The 20,966-nt window shown below is 35.5% G+C and carries 20 protein-coding genes; 9 read left to right on the forward strand and 11 right to left on the reverse strand.

Going from position 1 to position 20,966, the window contains the following annotated elements; genetic code table 11:
• The first annotated feature begins 41 nt into the window (after window positions 1-41).
• The 4 genes from MKX31_RS08530 to MKX31_RS08545 all read left to right on the forward strand — a co-directional run bounded on the left by MKX31_RS08530 (window position 42) and on the right by MKX31_RS08545 (window position 3,203).
• Window positions 42-569 (forward strand): hypothetical protein, encoded by a 528-nt coding sequence (locus MKX31_RS08530; RefSeq protein ID WP_000460226.1) that lies wholly within the window; start codon window positions 42-44, stop codon window positions 567-569.
• A gap of 19 nt (window positions 570-588) precedes the next feature.
• Window positions 589-1,758 (forward strand): DEAD/DEAH box helicase, encoded by a 1,170-nt coding sequence (locus MKX31_RS08535; RefSeq protein ID WP_000588609.1) that lies wholly within the window; start codon window positions 589-591, stop codon window positions 1,756-1,758.
• Between the two features lie 196 nt (window positions 1,759-1,954).
• The gene (locus tag MKX31_RS08540) at window positions 1,955-2,749 is read left to right on the forward strand and encodes a sugar phosphate isomerase/epimerase family protein (RefSeq protein ID WP_064473987.1); all 795 of its coding nucleotides are present in this window, start codon (window positions 1,955-1,957) and stop codon (window positions 2,747-2,749) included.
• A gap of 70 nt (window positions 2,750-2,819) precedes the next feature.
• Entirely contained in the window at window positions 2,820-3,203 is a 384-nt protein-coding gene (locus tag MKX31_RS08545; protein WP_064056645.1) for a VOC family protein, read from the forward strand.
• A gap of 44 nt (window positions 3,204-3,247) precedes the next feature.
• Here MKX31_RS08545 and MKX31_RS08550 read toward each other — a convergent pair whose 3' ends face one another.
• Together MKX31_RS08550 and MKX31_RS08555 are read right to left on the reverse strand one after the other, a co-directional pair.
• On the reverse strand, window positions 3,248-3,886 hold the full coding sequence (locus MKX31_RS08550; RefSeq protein ID WP_061672518.1) for a zinc dependent phospholipase C family protein: 639 nt from the start codon (window positions 3,884-3,886) through the stop codon (window positions 3,248-3,250).
• Window positions 3,887-3,915: 29 nt separating this feature from the next.
• Window positions 3,916-4,902, reverse strand: a complete 987-nt coding sequence (locus MKX31_RS08555) for a quinone oxidoreductase family protein (protein WP_340980578.1) — start codon at window positions 4,900-4,902, stop codon at window positions 3,916-3,918.
• A 206-nt stretch (window positions 4,903-5,108) separates the two neighbouring features.
• Between MKX31_RS08555 and MKX31_RS08560 the strand changes: the two genes are divergently transcribed.
• Both MKX31_RS08560 and MKX31_RS08565 read left to right on the forward strand, forming a co-directional pair.
• The gene (locus tag MKX31_RS08560; RefSeq protein ID WP_340980580.1) at window positions 5,109-5,687 is read left to right on the forward strand and encodes a sigma-70 family RNA polymerase sigma factor; all 579 of its coding nucleotides are present in this window, start codon (window positions 5,109-5,111) and stop codon (window positions 5,685-5,687) included.
• On the forward strand, window positions 5,684-6,364 hold the full coding sequence (locus MKX31_RS08565; protein WP_064473985.1) for a DUF3600 domain-containing protein: 681 nt from the start codon (window positions 5,684-5,686) through the stop codon (window positions 6,362-6,364). The genes MKX31_RS08560 and MKX31_RS08565 overlap by 4 nt, the downstream gene beginning before the upstream one ends.
• 54 nt (window positions 6,365-6,418) lie before the next feature.
• Here the strand turns inward: MKX31_RS08565 and MKX31_RS08570 are convergent, their stop codons facing one another.
• The 4 genes from MKX31_RS08570 to MKX31_RS08585 form a co-directional block, all read right to left on the reverse strand.
• Entirely contained in the window at window positions 6,419-6,661 is a 243-nt protein-coding gene (locus MKX31_RS08570) for a hypothetical protein (protein WP_002065089.1), read from the reverse strand.
• Window positions 6,662-6,971: 310 nt separating this feature from the next.
• A complete protein-coding gene (locus MKX31_RS08575) occupies window positions 6,972-7,406 on the reverse strand; it encodes a hypothetical protein (protein WP_048561713.1) in 435 nt (144 codons plus the stop codon).
• Window positions 7,407-7,491: 85 nt separating this feature from the next.
• Window positions 7,492-8,463 carry an MBL fold metallo-hydrolase gene (locus MKX31_RS08580; RefSeq protein ID WP_064473984.1) on the reverse strand — a complete coding sequence of 324 codons (972 nt, stop codon included), beginning with the start codon at window positions 8,461-8,463 and terminating at the stop codon, window positions 7,492-7,494.
• A 95-nt stretch (window positions 8,464-8,558) separates the two neighbouring features.
• Window positions 8,559-8,768, reverse strand: a complete 210-nt coding sequence (locus MKX31_RS08585; RefSeq protein WP_064473983.1) for a DUF3925 family protein — start codon at window positions 8,766-8,768, stop codon at window positions 8,559-8,561.
• A 224-nt stretch (window positions 8,769-8,992) separates the two neighbouring features.
• Here MKX31_RS08585 and bsaA point away from each other — a divergent pair, with 224 nt between their 5' ends.
• A complete protein-coding gene (gene bsaA, locus MKX31_RS08590) occupies window positions 8,993-9,475 on the forward strand; it encodes a glutathione peroxidase (protein ID WP_064473982.1) in 483 nt (160 codons plus the stop codon).
• A gap of 83 nt (window positions 9,476-9,558) precedes the next feature.
• On the opposite strand, the gene MKX31_RS08595 is transcribed toward bsaA, so the two are convergent.
• The 5 genes from MKX31_RS08595 to MKX31_RS08615 form a co-directional block, all read right to left on the reverse strand.
• The gene (locus MKX31_RS08595; protein WP_064473981.1) at window positions 9,559-11,787 is read right to left on the reverse strand and encodes a transglutaminase TgpA family protein; all 2,229 of its coding nucleotides are present in this window, start codon (window positions 11,785-11,787) and stop codon (window positions 9,559-9,561) included.
• Complete coding sequence (locus MKX31_RS08600) at window positions 11,784-12,998, reverse strand: DUF58 domain-containing protein (RefSeq protein ID WP_064473980.1); 1,215 nt, start codon at window positions 12,996-12,998, stop codon at window positions 11,784-11,786. Before MKX31_RS08600 ends, MKX31_RS08595 begins: the two co-directional genes overlap by 4 nt.
• Window positions 12,998-13,960, reverse strand: coding sequence for an AAA family ATPase (locus MKX31_RS08605; RefSeq protein WP_098110835.1), 963 nt, complete (start codon window positions 13,958-13,960; stop codon window positions 12,998-13,000). Before MKX31_RS08605 ends, MKX31_RS08600 begins: the two co-directional genes overlap by 1 nt.
• Window positions 13,961-14,363: 403 nt before the next feature.
• Window positions 14,364-14,705 (reverse strand): hypothetical protein, encoded by a 342-nt coding sequence (locus MKX31_RS08610; protein WP_064473978.1) that lies wholly within the window; start codon window positions 14,703-14,705, stop codon window positions 14,364-14,366.
• A gap of 115 nt (window positions 14,706-14,820) precedes the next feature.
• Window positions 14,821-15,321 carry a hypothetical protein gene (locus MKX31_RS08615; RefSeq protein WP_044797210.1) on the reverse strand — a complete coding sequence of 167 codons (501 nt, stop codon included), beginning with the start codon at window positions 15,319-15,321 and terminating at the stop codon, window positions 14,821-14,823.
• A gap of 477 nt (window positions 15,322-15,798) precedes the next feature.
• On the opposite strand from MKX31_RS08615, the gene MKX31_RS08620 reads away from it, so the two are divergent.
• Both MKX31_RS08620 and narH read left to right on the forward strand, forming a co-directional pair.
• On the forward strand, window positions 15,799-19,482 hold the full coding sequence (locus tag MKX31_RS08620; protein WP_064473977.1) for a nitrate reductase subunit alpha: 3,684 nt from the start codon (window positions 15,799-15,801) through the stop codon (window positions 19,480-19,482).
• Complete coding sequence (narH, locus tag MKX31_RS08625; RefSeq protein WP_048561721.1) at window positions 19,472-20,947, forward strand: nitrate reductase subunit beta; 1,476 nt, start codon at window positions 19,472-19,474, stop codon at window positions 20,945-20,947. The genes MKX31_RS08620 and narH overlap by 11 nt, the downstream gene beginning before the upstream one ends.
• The last annotated feature ends 19 nt before the right edge of the window (window positions 20,948-20,966 follow it).

Raw genomic sequence — 20,966 nt, forward strand, 5'->3', positions numbered from 1 at the left:
GCGCCTTTCCATCGAAAGGCGCCTGTTTTTTGGAGGAAATTATGTTTGATCCAACTGCTTTTGATAATTTAAAAGTAATCGTAGAAGGTGCTGTTTATGATTTTGATTTACATGGAGATATTCTTGTAACAGATCGAAAAGATATGATGGACCTTGCCTCATTAAGTCGTATATACCATATTTCATTTCAATTAACAGAACCGTTCGAACCGGTAGTAAAAGCAACATTTTCACTATCTGTAGATGCAAAGAACTTGTCTGGTGAAATATTGGAAGTACCACAATTTACACCAGGTTGTGAAATGAAGTTAGCATTTTCATTCCCGATAGAAAAGCCAGAGGTAGTGTGTGAAGAAATTGAAACTTTCATGCATTCTATATGGGGAAAAGAAAGAATGATTACGCAGAAAATTTCATACGAATATAATAAGCAAGCGATTTCATATCATAATAAGGTAGAGGTTCTATTTCAAAAAGCGATTACAGAAGACCATGTTGATGATTTAATAGCTGTTATTTCACACATGATAGAAACGGTGCGAACAATACAACATTTTCTTCAAAAATAGAGATAAAGGAGAAAAACAAATGATAAAAGATATGCAACCATTTTTACAACAAGCTTGGGAGAAGGCTGGTTTTAAAGAATTAACTGAAATTCAAAAACAAGCGATTCCAACTATTTTAGAAGGACAAGACGTTATAGCTGAATCTCCAACTGGAACAGGAAAAACATTAGCGTACTTATTACCCCTTTTACATAAAATCAATCCTGAAGTAAAACAACCACAAGTTGTTGTTTTAGCGCCAACACGTGAGCTTGTCATGCAAATTCACGAAGAGGTTCAAAAGTTTACAGCAGGGACTGAAATTTCAGGGGCATCTTTAATTGGTGGTGCAGATATTAAGCGCCAAGTTGAAAAATTAAAGAAACACCCGAGAGTAATTGTCGGTTCACCAGGACGTATTTTAGAATTAATTCGAATGAAAAAGCTAAAGATGCATGAAGTAAAAACGATTGTATTTGATGAGTTTGATCAAATTGTAAAACAAAAGATGATGGGCGCAGTACAAGATGTAATTAAATCTACAATGCGAGATCGTCAATTAGTATTCTTCTCGGCGACAATTACAAAAGCGGCAGAAGATGCTGCACGTGATTTAGCAGTTGAACCACAATTAGTACGTATAACACGTGCAGAGTCAAAAAGCCTAGTTGAGCATACGTATATCATTTGTGAGCGACGCGAAAAAAATGATTACGTAAGAAGAATTATGCATATGGGCGATGTAAAAGCTGTTGCTTTCTTAAATGACCCATTCCGTTTAGATGAAATTACTCAGAAATTGCAATTCCGTAAAATGAAAGCAGCAGCTCTTCATTCAGAGGCAAGTAAGCAAGAGCGTGAAGCAACGATGCGTGCTTTCCGCAGCGGGAAATTAGAAATTCTACTTGCTACTGATATTGCAGCACGTGGAATAGATATCGATGATTTAACACATGTAATCCACTTGGAGTTACCAGACACAGTAGACCAATATATTCACCGCTCAGGACGTACAGGACGTATGGGTAAAGAAGGAACTGTCGTTTCTCTTGTAACACAACAAGAAGAGCGTAAATTACTTCAATTTGCAAAAAAATTAGGTATCGTGTTTACGAAGCAAGAAATGTTCAACGGATCATTTGTAGAAACGAAACCGAAAGCACCAAAGAAAAAGAAACCAGCATTTACTGGGAAGAAAAAACCTAGATAAATAATTAGGGAGACGTAACTATTTGTAGTTACGTCTTTTTTGTTTGTAATTCAATAACAAAGGGAATTTAAATGTACCTATATTATAAGAAATATCGATAAAGGTAAATTATTTCTCATTTAGTTTTGTACAAGGAAGTAATATAAAGAGAGTCGAATATTAAACTGATGCGAAATAATAAAAAGAAGGTACATATATGGATAGGAAATTAGGAATGTTTTTAAATACGAAACATATTGAAGTAAATGAAGGAATAAATAAGGCGAGAGAATGGAATGTAGAATGTATTCAATTATATGCTATGAATAAGAACTTCAACTTAGCTAATATTCCAAGGGTAGAATGGAATACTTTAAAGAAAAGCTTATCTTTTAATGGAATAAAGGTTCCATCATTAGCAATTAGCTTTGGAGAAAATGGAATTGTGGGAACGGAAGTTGACAGTGAAATAGATCAGTTTAAATACATTACTGACAGAGGTTTGGATCTAGGAGCAAAGATAATAACAGCTCATATCGGGGGAATTCCAGATGATGAAAAAAGTGAGTATTATAATAAAATGGAACGAGTTTGTTATGAGATAGGGGAATTAGCACTCAAATTTGGAGGGATTTTCGCAATTGAGACTGGTTCTGAAAAAGCGATAGTGTTAAAAAGATTTTTAGAAAATATAAATTCAAAAGGACTAGCGGTTAACTTTGACCCAGCAAATTTAATAAGTAATGTAAATGAAAATCCGGTAGAAGGTTTATTACTATTAAAAGATTATATAGTACAAACTCATATTAAAGATTGTAAAGAAGTAAAAAGTGATAGTTCGAGTAAGTATATAGAAGTAGCAGCAGGAAATGGTGAAGTGGATTTCGATATATTCTTCAAGGTATTAGATGAAATTAGATTCGACGGATATAACATGATTGAAAGAAATGATTACTTTGACGAATTGGATGGGATGAGTCAGTCGATAAATTTTGCAAAGAAGTACATATAAATTCAAAAGGAATAACGGTAGCACCTGTAGAAACCTACATAGAATATAAAAACCATTAGGGGGAAATGAAATGATCCATAAAGTTGGACAAATTATGTTGTATGTAAATAATCAAGATGAGGCAGTAAATTTTTGGACGGAAAAGGTAGGGTTTCATGTAGTTGCAGAGGAAGATAACAAGCAAGGAATGAGATGGATTGAAATCGCTCCGACTAACGGTGCAGAAACGAGTATCATACTACATAACAAAGAAGTTATTTCTAAGATGAGCCCAGAATTAAATCTTGGTACACCATCTTTAATGTTCTTCTCAGAAAATCTTGATCAATTATATACAGATTTAAAAAATAAAAATGTTACTGTTGGTGAAATGGTAACTATGCCTTCTGGTAAAGTATTTAACTTTGCTGATAGTGAAGGCAATTATTTTGCGGTTATGGAAAAGAACAAATAATAATATTGCTATGTGAAAATCCCCCTCAAATATATTGAGGGGGATTACATGTTTGAAGTGGATTTTTCATTAGAGAGTTGATTAATATAAAATACGCCTTTTTCAATAGCTGTCTCAATATAACCAATGATTTGATTAAACGTAAATACTTGTAAGTCTTCATGCAAATGTTGCTCCGGATACAACATATCTTCAAAAAGATACTTCCGAAAAGCTAATATGTTTTCTTTAGAAACTTCTTCAATATCCACAATGTGAGCCTCTTGGTTGAGAAGAGAGAAGAGCTGCTGTTCTGTATCATAATGATGAAGCAACTTTGCATTTAACAATTTAAAATCGTTATAGTACATAGGTGCGATCGTTTCGTCATTTTCTATTCTATTTTTTAGCCATGGTAGAAAAAAGCCACTTAGCCAATTGTCATCGGCAATGAGATGGGTGTAATAGCCAAGAAGAAAAGGGGAATCCATATGAGCTTTATATTTTTGAAAAAAAGAATTGAAATCTATCCTTCTCGTATAGTTTTTCGTTGTGCCAGCGTAAAAGTGTGAAGTTCCTTTTTCTTCTGCTGAATGAACCGCATCAGGGGCCACACCTCCAAGTATGAAAGAAGTTTTATCTTGAATAGATAATTTCTCGGCAATCCTGTTAGCGATAATAGCATGCATAATTCGTGATCCCATGAATGACACCTCGGTTTCAAGTATTCATTTCAGGAAGAGGACTGAACAGTTAGTATTACTTTCCCTGTACTTTTTCTACTTTCGACCCATTCATGTGCTTTCCCTGCATCTTGAAGTGGAAAAGATTTCGTGGCTTTAATTTGTAAACTTCCGTCACGCAAATAGCGGAAAACTTCATTTGCAGTTTCTTGGAGGAGTTCAGGACGTTTTTTTCGTGTAGTGCCGAAGCTAAAACCGAGTATAGAGCGGCAACTTGCGTGTAAATCTTTCGTTTGAAAGTTACCAATTTCACCGCTTGCATTACCGAAATGAACGAGGCGACCGTAATAAGCAAGACATTTTAAACTTCTTTCCGAAACCGTTCCAGAAATAGAATCTAAAATTACATCGACCCCTTCGCCATTTGTCAGCGCATTGATTTTCTCTACAAAACCCTCATCTTGATGACAAATAACATAATCAGCTCCAGCATCTAAAGCGATTTTACCTTTCGCTTCATTTCCAACAGTACCGATAATTGTTCCAGCCCCTAATCGTTTTGCAAGTTGAATTGCTGTCGTACCAATTCCACCAGCCGCTGCATGAATGAGTACAGAATCACCTTGTTGAAGCCTTGCAACATTTGCGAGTAAATTATAGCTTGTAAAAGATACAATCGGACAAGCAGCTGCAGTTTGAAAATCGACGTTATCAGGTAAAACGAAAGTAAGGTTTTCGTTTGCGAAAACGTATTCTGCGTAAGATCCATTTTGAGGAAAAGCAATGACACGTTGTCCAGGATAAATATTTTTCACTTGAGAACCGACACGTTCTACAATACCAGCGGCATCTATCCCTGGTATAAAAGGTAGTGCTGTATTTCCTTTTTTACCATAACGGGATTTAATATCGGCGAAATTTATACTAGTAGCAACAACGCGAATCAAAACTTGATCTTCTGAAATAGTCGGCATATCCACATCTGTATATTTCATCACTTCAGGACCACCGAACGACGTTACAATGATAGCTTTCATATACATCCTCCTAAATTTGAATATATATATTATTTTAAATCTTTATTAGAAATTGGAAAATTATATAATTGTTATGCAGGGTTATAAGTGAAGCTTATGAAGTCATTGCATCATTATATTAATTTATTTGAAAAAACTTTGAAAGAAATCGAACGAAATATCGTTTTCTTGCCAATATATAGTGTAGGACAAAGGAGGGATGGTACATGAAGGGGGAAACAGTGTATTCAGATTTAATCCAATTAACTTTATCAGGCAATAAAGAAGCGTATAGCGAATTGTATGATAAAACGATTCAAGAAGTATATAAAACAGCACATTTTTTAATAGGTGATAAAACGGATGTAGATGATGTCGTTCAAGAAATATACATACAACTATATGAATCGCTTCGTAAGTATGATGGTGAGAAGCTATTTCGTCCTTGGCTAATTGGACTTGCGATTAAACAAATTCACTCTTATAGAAGAAAGAGGTGGATGCGACTACGCATTATAAAAAAAGCAGAAGAACAAAGAAAACCAGTGCAAATTGATTTTTCTAATGATGTTGTAAGTAAAATATCAAATCAAAAACTAATCAAACTCATTCATAAATTACCGTATAAATTGAAACAAGTTATTATCTTAAGATACTTACACGATTACACTCAAGAAGAAGTAGCACACATATTACATATTCCAATCGGTACAGTGAAGTCTAGAATTCATGCGGCATTAAAGAAACTACGTCAAAAAGAGCAAGTAGAAGAAATCTTTTTAGGAGAGGTAGGGAATGTGAAATGAGCTTAGATTGTAGAGTTAGAGAATCTATACAAGAAGAAGCGAAGGGGATTATTGCTCCGCCGGAGTTAAAGGAAAAAGTAATTGTCCAAATAAAAATGAAGAGCGGGGGAAGTAAAAGGAAGAAGCGCCTTATCGCAGGGGTGCTTGCGGCAGCATTTTTACTCCCAACGACTGGTTTTGCGTATCAATCTATTATGGCGGATGGTATATACGGATCGTTTGAGAATTTAAAAAAACATGCTGGAGCAATGACGTTAGAAACATATATGCGTTTTAATGCAAAATTATCAGAAGCGAAAGATGAAATGGGTGCGAAGGAATATGAAGAATTTACAAAAGAACTAAAAAAATTAACAAATGCAAAGCTTGCGTACGGGGATTCGAACGGTAATATTGATTATGATCAATTATCACCAGAAAAAAGAGAAGAAATGAAAAAGGTAAGTATGGGCCTTCAACCATACTTTGATAAATTAAATGGTCATAAATCTAGTAAAGAAATATTAACGAAAGAAGAGTTTGATCGCTATATGGAAGCTTTAATGACACATGAAATAGTACGAGTGAAGACTAAATCGACTGGTGGAATAAAAGTAGAAGATATACCTGAGGCGTACAAAGAAAGGTTTATGAAAGCAGAGCAGTTTATGGAGTATGTAGATGAAAAGGTGCGATAAATAAAAAAGCTCATAGCCTAAGCTGTGAGCTTTTCTTATTGAAACGTAAATATATTAACCACCTATTCCTTTTGCTAGCAATAAGAAATATACAAATACTAATATTACTGCATTTAATGCTGTACCAACTATTCCGAATAACCAATTTTTTGATGCGATCGCAAAAATAATTCCGAGTAATGAAAGTATGCCTAAAATCGTAATAATTAAAGTTAAATTTGCATGAGGTCCTCTTAAAATAAAGAAAGAACATATACTTGCGAGAAACGTTAGAAACGAGAAAGTCCCTAATTTCATAATAAGTCTCCCTTGTTTGAAATATATTTTGACTTAGTGCACGACTTTCTTAATTTTAACATAAATTTCCTATTGTCAATTAAATATATGAACAATAAAAAACGAGTATAAAATCTATGCGATTTCATACTCGTTTTGTTATTACATAAATTTCCTTACCACATATATAGCAACTCTTACAAGGAGTATTGCACTTATAAATAAACTACCATAACCAACGACACTTAAAAATTGAACATTAAGTTCTTTTGCATACAAGTCAGGGCATAATTATCTTGATTTGCTTAATAAAGTAAAAGTGGGAAATCACTTAGTTATATTCCTTACTATTCTCCTTGTCTTTTTGTATAAAACAATCTAAAAGGGAATAACCAGCTATTAAACTAATTATCGTAACAAAAGTTGTATTTATAAGAATAATATTAGCTAAATAAGGTAGGTATGCACCAACGGGTGAAAAGAGTAGAGCTGGAGAAAAGGAAATGAATAGCGTAGGCAACGTAAGCGCGATAAATTTATCCGGTTGAAAGCTCCAGTTTTGTTTACTCGTTTCGCGATTAATGGATTGAAGGAATCGTAATAAAATGCCAACTATAAGAGGGAAGAGTGTAAAGTAGAATAACCTTGGATACACGTTAAAGTTCACCTGCGCGTCTGTATCTAAATAAAATTGAATTTTCACTCCGACAAATAATAATAAGACGATAAATAAGGTGAAGCAGAGATATAGCATCACTTTTTGCATTACATTCCACCATCCTTTACTCAAAATATATTCAAAAAAAGAAGAGATATACAATAACTACCGTTGTATATCTCTTCTTTTACGGTTATTTAATAGTGGAATTTACTTTTTCTTGCTTCGTGAAATAATCTATAATGCCCATCGCGCTAATTTCTATATCTAGATGTAAAATGTTATAAACGGAATGATCTGATGGAACCTTTAATTTTGTAAGGTGAGAAGAGATCTTATCCATTAATACAGTTTGTAATGCTTTAGTAGCCTCATCGAAATCATTATACTGTTCAAAGACCTCTTTACCAGTATGAACGAAAATAGGTAACCAATGTTCCAGTTGGTTATATACTTCTGTAACATTGGATGATGCACCGTAATGGCCGAAATAAATAGTATCTACATTCATACTTTGAATATGATTTTTAGAAGCAATCATCGCATCTGGTTGGAATTGTGAAGGGGACGTTGATGGTAAATATAGTTCTACACCAAGGTCTGCGAGTTCTCTATAGTAAATTCCTATTGTATCGCCAGTAAAAATGCCATTTGTTAATGAATCGTGAATGCTAATATGGTGCTTAGCATGTCCCGGTGTATCGTAAAATGTAAGTGTACGGTCTTCGGCAATTTTTAACGTATCACCATTTTGTACAATACGAACACGTTTTTCTTCTATAGGAAGAATTGGATCAAATAGTTTATCGAAATCTTCTTTGTATACAGCTTTTGCGCCTAAAATGAGTTTTGTTGGGTCAATCATATGACGAGCACCGCGAGAATGCACATATAAAGTAGCATGTGGACACTTTTCCATCATTAAACCAGCAGCCCCGGCGTGATCTAAATGAACATGTGTAACAACAATGTTTTTTACATCGCTTAAATCAATATGTAATTGTTGTAAGCCGTCTAAAATATACGGAAGAGAAGGGGCTGCACAAGTTTCAATTAAAGTAATATCGTCACCTAATAAAACGTACGTACCAGTTCGTTCGTTATGTTGTAAATCGAAATCATCAATAAGATATAGGTGAGAAGATAATTGCTCTACTTTTTTCATCATTACCACTCCTTAGTTACTGCATGTTTCTATTATACGCTAAAATAGAAAAAGGCAGAAAACGAAAGCTCGTCTTCTGCCTTTTTAAAGTGTTGTTATTTCGTTTGTTCTTTATTGATAGACATAACGAACAGTCCAACTATGCCACCAACGATTGGAAGCATAATTTCTCCTGCTAAATTAAAGTAGGAGCTTAAAAATAAACCATTTACATCGATTACCCAGCCAATCACATACAATAACATCATATATAGTACGAAATAAAACTCGCGATTTGAAATCATTTCATGTTGTGCAGTTTTCATAATGAACACCATCCTTTTCTTTTATAATGGAATATAAACTGTCACATTTTGTTCACAATTTAATTGTAAAACTTTCCATCATAAAAGTCTAGTAGTTTGTGTCGAATTTTCGAACAGAAATAAAGCGCTATCATTTGAGGGTGTAAGTACGTAAAAAGAGCTGTATATTCATGAATGTAGTATAGTATAAACATAGAATGATAGTGAAGAGAGGAGCAAGGACAATGACAATTTATGATTTTTCAGCTAAAACGATAACAGGAGAAGATAAATCGTTAAAAGATTACGAAGGAAAAGCACTTCTTATTGTAAATGTAGCTAGCAAATGTGGTTTTACACCGCAATATAAAGGATTACAAGAAGTATATGATAAATATAAAGACCAAGGACTAGAAATACTCGGTTTCCCTTGTAACCAATTCGGAGGACAAGAACCAGGTACAGAAGCGGATATTACTAGTTTTTGTGAATTAAACTACGGTGTAAATTTCCCGATGTTTGCAAAGGTTGATGTGAAAGGTGATAAGGCACATCCGCTTTATACATACATGACAGAACAAGCACCAGGTTTACTAGGTATGAAAGCAGTGAAATGGAACTTTACTAAGTTTTTAATCGGAAAAGACGGGAAAGTAGTAGGGCGTTTTGCGCCACAAACGAAACCGGTGGATTTAGAGGTTGAGATTGAGAAGGTACTTGGAGAATAACTAGGAGTTTCACTTTATTAAAAAAAGCCTCAAAGAACAATGTTGTTCTTTGAGGCTTTTTCTTTTAACTCACATTATCAAGATTAAATCGCTGAATGGAAGTCATTTGATTTAGGCGGAGAAGCTGCTTTTTTCATAAGAATTTCCCATAAGTGTACGGATTTTTTCCATTCTACTGCAGCCTGTCCTTTTTGATACATAGCGTTCTCATAACTGAAAGTAAGTTGTTGCATATCGGCCGAGTTGTAAAGTGTATCGATGTGGAGAGCGTATTCTCGGAACGTTTGACTTTCCCCACGTGGTATACCGGTTCGCGCAAATTGTTTTAAAAGTGCGCCATAAGCTTTGTTATAAACAGCATCATCTTTTCGGTATTTATAGAAAAGAATGATAAAAAATGTAATCCATTTCATTCTAGTAGCGAAGAGAGTGTATCCTATAATACTAATTAGTATCGAAGAGAGGAATATGTACCACCAAGAAAATCTATTTTTAGCAGTTGTAATCTTTTTAGTAGGAGTTTCTTCTGTATCTTCTATTAAACTTTTGAGCTTTGCTTCATTGTTTCTTTTGTGCATTTGCGCGTTTTGAGAATTAGTTTCTTCGCTATTTTGTGTAGTAGGAGCAGGCGTATTATTTGTAAAATTATAGGGATTCGTAAATCCTTTTGTTGGTTCGAATGGAATCCATCCGTATCCAGGGAAATATACTTCGACCCAAGAGTGTGCGTTATCGTTCGCGATTTTATAAACATCCTCACCTTCTGCAGAGGCAAGCGTATTATCAAGAGTTCCTTCAGTATAACCTTTTACCCAGCGAGCAGGAATACCGGCAGAACGAAGTAACACGATCATAGACGTCGAAAAATTATTACAGTAGCCACTTTTTGTATCGAAAAGAAATTGATCAACATAATCTTGGTTTTTGGCAGGGAACGAGACATTCATTGTTTCATATACAAAAGAATGGTCGGTAAAGTAGTTTTCAATAGCTAATACTTTATCATATCGGTTGTCTGTATCATTTGTTAGATTAGCAGCTAAGTCTTTTACTCGCTGCGGTAATGATTCGGGAAGTTGCGTGTATTTTGTCATGAAATAAGGATTTGTTTCTTGGCCTTCATTTGTCTTTACAGCTTTCAATTTTTCTATGGAAAACTCGGGAATCTCATACGTTACTTTATATGAATGTAAAGTAGTAGAGGAGTCTCCGTCCATCGTATAGATTTTTTCTGTAAATGGGTCAATGCTGTATTCTACATTAGAAGAAGCCTCAACAGATATTAACCCTGCTGGATAGGTAAGGTGAGGATAACTTTTTTGCATGTTGATTGTTGCCTTAGTTGTTTCCGTTTTTGTATGTTGTTCGTACCAGCTCACGACGTCGTTTTTATTTTTAAAAGAAATCTTTTTTTGATTTTCAGAAATTTCCCAGCCTTTTCCGGTATAAAAATCTTTCGTTTCAACTCTCCAATATTGTTTATTTTGCGTTTGTGCTGTGAAAACAATTGTAGGGTCAGCCTTAAAAGGACCGCCTAATCTCGAGTCATCTAAACCATACCCAATTTTAGAAACTTCTTGTTTTTTACTTGCTTCGGATGTGTTGAATTTTAAAAAATCCATTGGGTTTGGCCATTGAGGACCAAATTTTGGAGCGAAGTATGCGATGGTTGCTGACAATACAATAAATACTGTAAGAGGTCTAAGTAATTTTGAGATTTCTCTAGCATAATTTTGTAAGTGTTCCAGCTCTTTTATTCGTTCTATGCGAAGAAGACTAAGCATAATAAAGCCGATGACAACAGTACGAATAATAGCGTAGTTTGCATTGTATAAATGTAAGTTATGAAAAACGGTGATATAAATAATAGTCAATATAAGAAATAACAAACCGCGTTTTTTATGAATCATCCAAAAAGAGATGAAAGCACTCAAAAACCAAAATGATAAAAAAAATAAAAGTGTTGGAAAAACTGGAGAGATATCTAGTAAATTCCCCTGAAATAACAGGGAGAAATTTCGAGAAATATCAGTAAAAAATTTCGTTAGCCAAGATGGATTTATAAAAGCATTTTTATAATACAGGAAATGAATGATGAATAAAATCGTGATGATCTTTATTGGAATCTGCCATCTTGTTTGAAAAAAAGAGAGAGTGAGGCAAATTCCTATAAATATTACAAAAATATCTAATCTACCTACGTTTGTAATACCTATAAGAGGCCTTAGCCATTCTAATAAAAGTAAAAATGCACACGCATGCATAAAGAATCTATTCATATCCAATTGTTTTTTTGCCTGGAATGTTATCATTTGTTCACCTCAAAAAACACGTTTGTATACTGGTTTCCATAAACCGCTTTTACAAATATTTTTCGTTTTTGTAGAGTTTCTAGAATACTGAGTTCTCGATGTGAGAGTTGATTTGCTTTTTCTTTTACGACAAACACCATTAATTTTCTATTTTTAACAGCAGCATAGTCAGCCGCCTTTTGAATATCGGGAGATAGATCGCTTGTCACGAGTATAATCGTGACGGGCTCATAAATTTTTCTTAATTCCATTTCTACACTTCGGGAGAGCGGGAATACACTATCTGCTTGTACTTTCGCTAAATGACAAAAGATTTGATGCAACTGACTATCTCCATTGTCTAAAGGGAAAAAAGTTCGTTCTTTTCCGACAGATACGAATGACGCAGGTGAATTTTGCTTCAAGACAGACCTGACAATAGAGGCAGTAAATGTGACGACTGATTCGAATAGAGGGGATGGGGTTCTGTCCATGAATATCATAATATTATGGCTGCGCTGTTGTTCAAACTCTTTCGTCATAATGTTGTTTGTTCGGGCAGTTGCTTTCCAATCAATCCATGAAAAGCGGTCACCAGGTTTATAGTCTCTCACACCGACAGAAATGGTAGAGTCTTTTACTAAATTTATATTTGCTGAAAGTGCTCCTTGTTCGAAATGATTTTCCATTTGTCGATATGTTATATCTACATACTGGGGATAGACTAAAAATGTATCTGGAACTGAAAAAGTTATTTCTTTCTCCATCATACCGAATAAATCACCAGTTTTGACACGTACGCTTGAAAAAGAGTGCTCTCCTCTAGGGATTGTATCAATTGCATATTGAAACGAAATATTTCGTTTCAATCCTGGAAAGAGTATTACTTTATTCATCTTTGTTTGTTTACAATTTGTAAATTGTGATGGCAGTACATCTTCTATAATTAAATAAAGTAAGGGAAAAGGAAAACTTCTTTTTATTGTAATCGTACTTAAAAATGGTTCTCCTGCTACATATTCGTCTTGATTTGTTATTCGTTTTACCTCGGCGTTCCGTAAAGCATAGAAGGGAAGCAGTAGTGAATAAAGTCCAATAGGAATCATACTGTAAAACAAAAACCAACTTACAAATCCTCCTTGAAGCATAGCGTATACAAATGTTAAGACTAGGCATAACGGAATAAGTGATAACTTAGTAAAATGATAGAGTGCTCGTAGTATCCGTTTCATCAAAGGTTCATCTTCCTTTGAGTCGGAACGGTAGTTCGTGCAACGATTTTTGCAATAATTTGTTCTCCTATTATCCCTTCAAATTTTGCCTCCATTTTTAGAATGAGTCTGTGAGCCAATACGTAAGGAGCTAAAAATTTAACATCGTCTGGAATAACATAATTTCTGCCATGGATGAATGCATAAGCTTGTGAAGCTTTCATTAAAGCAATCGAGCCACGTGGACTTGCACCTAGTTGTATAGAACTATAAGAACGAGTCTGACTAACAAGCTTTACAATGTAATGCTTGATTGCTTTGTCCATGCTTATTTCCCGTACGCTTTGTTGTAAATAAAGTAATTCTTCTATTGTTGTAATAGCTTGTAAATGGGAGATGGGATTTGTTTTTTCCATCCGGTTTAAAATTTCAAATTCTTCTTCTGGTGTAGGATACCCCATTTTTAGTTTTAATAAGAAACGATCGAGCTGTGCTTCTGGTAAAGGGTATGTTCCCTCATATTCGACCGGATTCTGTGTAGCCATTACAAAGAACGGTTTTGGTAACGGTCTTGTCCTGCCATCTATTGTAATATTGCCTTCTTCCATACTTTCAAGTAAGGCAGATTGTGTTTTTGGAGATGTACGATTAATTTCATCAGCAAGTATAAAATTCCCCATGATTGGTCCAGGTTTGAACTCAAATTGGAGCTCTTTCGGATTATAAATAGAAACACCTGTTACATCTGACGGCAGTAAATCAGGTGTGAATTGAATGCGCTTGTAATCAGCATCAATAGATTTAGAAAGAGCACGTACTAACATTGTTTTCCCAACGCCAGGAACATCTTCTAATAGTACATGACCTTCAGCTAAGAGAGCTGTCAAAGCTAAGATCGTTTCTTTTCGTTTTCCAACCATTAATTTTTCAATATTGTTGATTATTTTTTCTATAATGGGATGTAATGAATCAAGCTGGTGCATCGTAATCCTCCTAATGTGTTATTATCGTTTTCTAATCTATTTGGTGAAAAATAGAACGTACCTCTCTATGTGCGAGTATAAAACTATTACCTTTAATTCTAAGAATATTCAGATTATTTATTCTGGTTACATCTAGTATAATTGTTTCAGTAACTAAGGGCAATATGGTAAATAATGATTTCTCTTTTTATGTGAAATATGTCTTGATATAGAATAGTATCGTCGGTAAAAGTAGAAGAGGAGAAGGAAAGATTGACCTCAATGAGCAAAATAAATAGCGTAGGAAACCCTACGCGTAAAGTTTGGAACATATATTAATACGCCTTGTGAATAAAATGTATATGAATAAAAAATAAAGTCGACTTCTCATGAAGAGGCCAGCTATTTAAATTATTACACTCCTTTATTTTTTATCTTTCTTATATTCTTTTCGTTTATTTAACCAAATATGAATTAATTCTACCAATTCCATTGTTTCAATCTCACAATATTCTCCTTTACCATCTTCGGCTAAATTGTCTAACACAGTAGTTGTGTCGTTCCGAATTTCTAAACTGCAAATGTTGCCATTTACTACTATATAATTTTTTTCTCCGTTTAAAACATTATGTATTTCTTCTAAAATCCAATCTCCAAAAGATGTAACTTCAATTCCTAAAAAAGTTTCAACAAGTTTAATTTCTTGAGGAAGTCTCATAACTAAATCACTACTGTTAAGCACTTCAAAACTATATGGATATTTCATGACTATTTTACTCCTTTATTTCTGGCTTTAGTGACTCTATTTACTTCTCTATTAATCTCATAAGCTCTATTAAGGTAATAAATTCTTATACTATCATCACTATTTCCTACTTAAATTATAGTAAAAGTAGATTATTATTAAACTTATCTATCCAATATTTCTCTGATGTAGGTATGAATTCAGTGAAATCTTCATATGTACCACTCCAATCTTTTGGTACATAGTTTTCGTATGATGCCGGTTCTGGAAACATTGAATATAGTATTTTATTATCAAAGTTAATTAATAAGATTGGACTAAAATCTAATAGATCTTCTCCTGCATTTTTCCTTTTAATATTTTCAAGTAGTAAATAATTTAATTCTTCTTTAGTTGTTTTATATTGATTAATCCTTACTAAAAATACTTCTACATTTTCATGATCTAATACTTTTATTCCATTTCTTTCTTCCGTTTCGTCATTATCTTCAATGCTTATACCTAAATTTTTATATGCATTATCTAATTTATTATAATCTAAAAACCATAGTTCTTTATCTGTTACATACCATCTAAACTCATTTTTATATATGACGGCTACTATAATGTTTTCTGCATAAAGCGGTTCTAATTTCATAATATACTCCTTGTATTATTATCTTAAAATCCTGCCATTCTTGGTTTATTCTTCTATTGATTCAATCCAAGTTGCTGACAATTCATATGGATTTCCTTGCGTTTTTTGTTCAACTATTTTCAGGATAGTTGCCCTTGATATGGTGGATTTAAAGTATTGTATTTTTATTTATTAACTCTTCTAACGATTTAGGTATACCAAATTTAACTACTCCCAAATTACTTCCTCTATTATATAAGAAATTTTTTGCAAGCTCATTATTATCTGTACTTCATCTTAAACTTTGCTAGAAGCAAGGAAGTAATTTAACAGTCAGTGAAGGATGTGAGCCCTCCACAATGATTAGATTTTCACTTTTTTATATTTTTTCCGGAATTTTTGACAATCTCTTGAACTGTGCGAAATGTCACATCTGAATTTTACAACCTCTCTTATAGTAAGGGTATGTAAGAGAGACGTATTAAAGGAGTGAACAGTATGAAGAAGAAACCTTCAGCACTAATGAGACGTTTAAAATATTTTTCACCAATAGATCGTTATAACGATAATCATACACAAGAAACATATGAAGATCGCGAATGGGAGAATGTGTACAGAAAGCGTTGGCAGCACGATAAAGTAATTCGTTCTACACACGGCGTGAACTGTACTGGTTCATGTAGCTGGAATATATATGTGAAAGATGGAATTGTAACTTGGGAAGGACAAGAGCTTAACTATCCGACTACAGGTCCTGATATGCCTGATTTTGAACCGCGAGGATGTCCACGTGGAGCAAGTTTTTCTTGGTACATTTATAGCCCGCTTCGTGTGAAATATCCATATGTACGTGGTGTTCTTTGGAATATGTGGCAAGAAGAACTGCAAAATAACGAGTCACCATTAGACGCTTGGAAAAGCATTGTGGAAAACCCTGAAAAGGCACGTACGTATAAGCAGGCGCGTGGTAAAGGGGGATTCATTCGTGCGAATTGGGATGAAGTATTACAACTCGTTTCAGCTTCTTTACTATACACAGTAATGAAATACGGTCCAGACCGAAATGTTGGTTTCTCACCAATTCCAGCTATGTCGATGTTAAGTCATGCAGCTGGTAGTCGCTTTATGCAACTTATGGGGGGACCGATGCTTAGCTTCTATGATTGGTACGCAGATTTACCACCAGCTTCTCCGCAAATTTGGGGTGATCAAACAGATGTACCAGAAAGTAGTGATTGGTATAACTCTGGTTACATTATGACATGGGGTTCAAATGTACCGATGACGAGAACACCAGATGCTCACTTTTTAGCAGAGGTTCGATATAAAGGAACGAAAGTTGTTTCTGTAAGTCCTGATTTCGCTGAGTCTACAAAGTTTGCGGATGATTGGATTAGTGTGAAACAAGGTACAGACGGTGCACTGGCGATGGCAATGGGGCACGTAATCTTACAAGAATTTTACGTAGATAATCAAGTGGAATACTTCACAAAGTATGCGAAGCAATATACTGATTTTCCTTTCTTCGTCACATTGAAACAAAAAGGGAATCAATTCGTTGCAGATCGTTTCTTAAACGCTTCTGATATTGGACGCGAAACGAAGTTAGGAGAATGGAAACCTGTACTTTGGAACGAGAACACGAATGATTTTGCAACACCTCACGGCACAATGGGGTCACGTTGGGATAACGAAAAGAAATGGAACTTACGTTTAGAAGATGAAGAAACAGGTGAAAAGATTGAACCACGTCTATCTTTACTTGGAATGGAAGATAGTGTTGAAACGGTGCAAATTCCATACTTCTCTGATGACGGAAATACAATATTAGAACGTACAATTCCAGTGAAAAAGGTTATGACAGAAGAAGGCGAAGTGTTCGTTACAACTGTATACGACTTAACGTTAGCAAATTACGGTGTGAACCGAGGGCTTGGCGGACAAGAGCCGAAAGACTTCAATGATGATGTACCGTTTACTCCTGCTTGGCAAGAGAAAATGACAGGAGTGAAACGAGAGCTTATTACTCAAATCGCTCGTGAGTTCGCACAAAATGCTGTTGATACAAATGGTCGCTCAATGATTATTGTCGGAGCTGGTATTAACCATTGGTTTAACTCTGATACGATTTATCGCGCCGTTTTAAATCTTGTTCTTCTCGTTGGGGCACAAGGTGTAAACGGCGGTGGTTGGGCGCATTACGTTGGTCAAGAGAAATTACGTCCAGCAGAAGGATGGCAAACAATCGCGATGGCAAAAGATTGGCAAGGGCCACCAAAATTACAAAACGGTACATCTTTCTTCTATTTCGTAACAGATCAATGGCGCTATGAAGATACACCAGTTGGACATTTAGCATCACCAGTGGAAGGCAACTCTCGTTATCAACATCACGGTGATTACAACGTATTAGCAGCGCGACTTGGCTGGTTACCTTCGTATCCGACATTCGAGAAAAATGGGATTGAATTATATAAAGAAGCTGTTGCTTCTGGTGCAACAACGCAAGAAGAAATCGGAAAATACGTTGCACAAAAATTAAAAGATAAAGAACTGAAATTTGCGATTGAAGATCCTGATAATAAAAATAACTTCCCGCGCAACTTATTCGTATGGCGTGCAAATTTAATTTCAAGTTCTGGTAAAGGGCATGAATATTTCTTGAAACATTTGTTAGGTACAACGAACGGATTAATGAATGACGATAGTGATTCGTTACGACCAGAAGAAATAAAGTGGCATGAAGAAGCACCAGAAGGGAAGTTAGATTTACTCATTAATTTAGATTTCCGTATGGCTGGAACAGCGCTTTATTCTGATATCGTCTTACCTGCTTCAACTTGGTATGAAAAGCATGATTTAAGTAGTACAGATATGCATCCATTTGTACATCCATTTAATCCAGCAATCGGTTCACCGTGGGAAGCACGCTCTGACTGGGACATTTTCACTTCTCTTTCTAAAGCTGTGTCTGATTTAGCGAAGAAAATAGATCTTGAACCAATGAAAGAAGTTGTTGCAACACCACTTCTTCACGATACACCACAAGAATTAGCGCAACCACTTGGCAAGATTAAAGATTGGAGCAAAGGTGAGTGTGAACCGATCCCAGGTAAAACGATGCCACAAATTCATGTTGTCGAAAGGGATTATAAAACGATTTATGACAAAATGACTGCGCTAGGACCAAATACCGGAAAACAGCCAATTGGTACGAAAGGGATTTCTTGGTCTGCGGAAAAAGAATATGAGCAATTAAAGAGCCGATTAGGAGTCGTTCGAACGGATTCTATTGCGAAAGGTTGCCCAGACATAAAAGAAGCAATTAATGCTGCTGAAGCGGTATTAACACTTTCTTCTACAACAAACGGTCATATGGCTGTAAAAGCATGGGAAGCACTTGAAAAACAAACGGATTTAAAACTACGTGATTTAGCAGAAGAACGTGAAGAAGAATGCTTCACATTCGAACAAATTACAGCGCAGCCGAAAACAGTAATTACTTCTCCAGCATTTACAGGTTCAGAAAAAGGTGGACGCCGTTATTCACCATTTACTACAAATGTAGAACGTCTCATTCCTTGGAGAACGATAACTGGTCGACAATCTTTCTATTTAGATCATGACATGATGAAAGAATTTGGTGAAACGATGGCAACATTTAAACCAATTCTGCAACATAAGCCGTTCCGTAAATCACGGCCTGAAGTAGAAGGGAAAGAAATTACTTTAAACTATTTAACACCACATAATAAGTGGTCAATTCATAGTATGTATTTCGATTCATTACCGATGTTAACGCTATTTAGAGGTGGTCCAACTGTTTGGATGAATAAAGAGGACGCTGCAGAAGCTGGCGTTGCAGATAATGATTGGATTGAGTGCTTTAACCGTAACGGAGTTGTTGTAGCACGTGCTGTTGTAACGCACCGTATACCAAGGGGAATGGCATTTATGCACCATGCACAAGATCGTCACATTAACGTGCCTGGTACGAAATTAACAAGCACCCGCGGAGGAACGCATAATAGTCCAACCCGTATTCATGTGAAACCGACACATATGATTGGTGGATATGGCCAATTAAGCTACGGATTTAACTATTATGGTCCAACAGGGAACCAGCGTGACTTAAACGTTGTAATTCGCAAACTGAAGGAGGTAGATTGGCTTGAAGATTAAAGCACAAGTCGGAATGGTAATGAACCTAGATAAATGCATCGGCTGCCATACTTGTAGTGTAACGTGCAAAAACACCTGGACAAATCGTCCAGGTGCTGAATATATGTACTTCAATAACGTAGAAACGAAACCGGGAATTGGTTATCCGAAGCAATGGGAAGATCAGGAGAAATATAAAGGCGGCTGGGAATTGAAAAATGGTGAAATTCAACTGAAATCCGGTTCAAAAATGAAGCGCCTTATGAATATTTTCCACAATCCAGATCAACCAACAATTGATGATTACTTTGAACCTTGGAACTATGATTATGAAACGTTAACAAATAGTCCGCAGCGTAAGCATCAGCCAGTTGCTCGTCCGAAATCAGCAATTACAGGTGAATTTATCGACAAAATTGAATGGGGTCCAAACTGGGAAGATGATTTAGCTGGCGGACATATAACAGGATTGCAAGACCCGAACGTAAAGAAAATGGAAGAAGAAATTAAAACGGATTTTGAAAATGTCTTTATGATGTATTTACCGCGCATATGCGAACACTGTATGAATCCATCTTGTGTATCTTCGTGTCCATCGGGTGCGATGTATAAACGTGAAGAAGATGGGATTGTCCTTGTAGATCAAAATGCATGTCGTGCTTGGAGATTTTGCGTATCTTCTTGTCCGTATAAAAAAGTGTATTTTAACTGGCAAACAAATAAAGCTGAAAAATGCACAATGTGCTTCCCGCGTATTGAAGCGGGTATGCCAACAATTTGTTCGGAAACATGTGTAGGACGTATTCGATATATTGGGGTAATGCTATATGACGCTGACAAAGTAAAAGAAGCGGCGTCTGTTGAAGATGAAAAAGATTTATATGAATCTCAGCTTACTGTTTTCCTAGATCCAAATGATCCAGAAGTAGCAGCTGAAGCGAAAAAACAAGGGATTCCTGAAGAATGGATTAAAGCGGCACAACAGTCACCAATCTATAAAATGATTATTGATTGGAAAATCGCTCTACCTCTTCATCCAGAGTATCGTACAATGCCGATGGTTTGGTATATCCCGCCGCTTAGCCCAATTATGAACATGGTGGAGGGGAAAGGTAGTAACTGGCAAGCAGAAGAGATTTTCCCTGCTATTGATAATATGCGTATTCCAATTCAATATTTAGCGAATTTACTCACTGCAGGAGATGAATCACATATTCGTCTTACATTGAAAAAAATGGCTGTTATGCGAACACATATGAGAGCATTGCAAATTAATAAAGAACCAAATGAATCGGTATTAAAAGAACTTGGCTTAACGAAACAAGATGTAGAAGATATGTATCGTCTTCTTGCTATCGCGAAATATAAAGATCGCTTCGTCATCCCGACATCTCACCGCGAGCAAGTTGCAGATTTATATAACGAACAAGGAAGCTGTGGTTTATCTTTCGCAGGTGGCCCAGGCTCTTGCACGACAATTTCTTAAATAATGGGGGCGGAAAAAT

It is taken from the genome of Bacillus sp. FSL M8-0063, from assembly GCF_038005545.1.
Taxonomy (GTDB): Bacteria; Bacillota; Bacilli; order Bacillales; family Bacillaceae_G; genus Bacillus_A; species Bacillus_A wiedmannii.

Bases quoted from the DNA above. Each gene is read 5' to 3' on its own strand.
- MKX31_RS08540 (WP_064473987.1), top strand. From the start codon at position 1,955: ATGGATAGGAAATTAGGAATGTTTTTAAATACGAAACATATTGAAGTA.
- MKX31_RS08595 (WP_064473981.1), bottom strand. From the start codon at position 11,787: ATGATAACATTCCAGGCAAAAAAACAATTGGATATGAATAGATTCTTT.
- MKX31_RS08575 (WP_048561713.1), bottom strand. From the start codon at position 7,406: ATGCAAAAAGTGATGCTATATCTCTGCTTCACCTTATTTATCGTCTTA.
- MKX31_RS08610 (WP_064473978.1), bottom strand. From the start codon at position 14,705: ATGAAATATCCATATAGTTTTGAAGTGCTTAACAGTAGTGATTTAGTT.
- MKX31_RS08555 (WP_340980578.1), bottom strand. From the start codon at position 4,902: ATGAAAGCTATCATTGTAACGTCGTTCGGTGGTCCTGAAGTGATGAAA.
- MKX31_RS08600 (WP_064473980.1), bottom strand. From the start codon at position 12,998: ATGAAACGGATACTACGAGCACTCTATCATTTTACTAAGTTATCACTT.
- MKX31_RS08550 (WP_061672518.1), bottom strand. From the start codon at position 3,886: ATGGGATCACGAATTATGCATGCTATTATCGCTAACAGGATTGCCGAG.
- MKX31_RS08535 (WP_000588609.1), top strand. From the start codon at position 589: ATGATAAAAGATATGCAACCATTTTTACAACAAGCTTGGGAGAAGGCT.
- MKX31_RS08605 (WP_098110835.1), bottom strand. From the start codon at position 13,960: ATGCACCAGCTTGATTCATTACATCCCATTATAGAAAAAATAATCAAC.
- MKX31_RS08545 (WP_064056645.1), top strand. From the start codon at position 2,820: ATGATCCATAAAGTTGGACAAATTATGTTGTATGTAAATAATCAAGAT.
- bsaA (WP_064473982.1), top strand. From the start codon at position 8,993: ATGACAATTTATGATTTTTCAGCTAAAACGATAACAGGAGAAGATAAA.
- MKX31_RS08565 (WP_064473985.1), top strand. From the start codon at position 5,684: ATGAGCTTAGATTGTAGAGTTAGAGAATCTATACAAGAAGAAGCGAAG.
- MKX31_RS08615 (WP_044797210.1), bottom strand. From the start codon at position 15,321: ATGAAATTAGAACCGCTTTATGCAGAAAACATTATAGTAGCCGTCATA.
- MKX31_RS08570 (WP_002065089.1), bottom strand. From the start codon at position 6,661: ATGAAATTAGGGACTTTCTCGTTTCTAACGTTTCTCGCAAGTATATGT.
- MKX31_RS08585 (WP_064473983.1), bottom strand. From the start codon at position 8,768: ATGAAAACTGCACAACATGAAATGATTTCAAATCGCGAGTTTTATTTC.
- MKX31_RS08530 (WP_000460226.1), top strand. From the start codon at position 42: ATGTTTGATCCAACTGCTTTTGATAATTTAAAAGTAATCGTAGAAGGT.
- MKX31_RS08560 (WP_340980580.1), top strand. From the start codon at position 5,109: ATGAAGGGGGAAACAGTGTATTCAGATTTAATCCAATTAACTTTATCA.
- MKX31_RS08620 (WP_064473977.1), top strand. From the start codon at position 15,799: ATGAAGAAGAAACCTTCAGCACTAATGAGACGTTTAAAATATTTTTCA.
- MKX31_RS08580 (WP_064473984.1), bottom strand. From the start codon at position 8,463: ATGAAAAAAGTAGAGCAATTATCTTCTCACCTATATCTTATTGATGAT.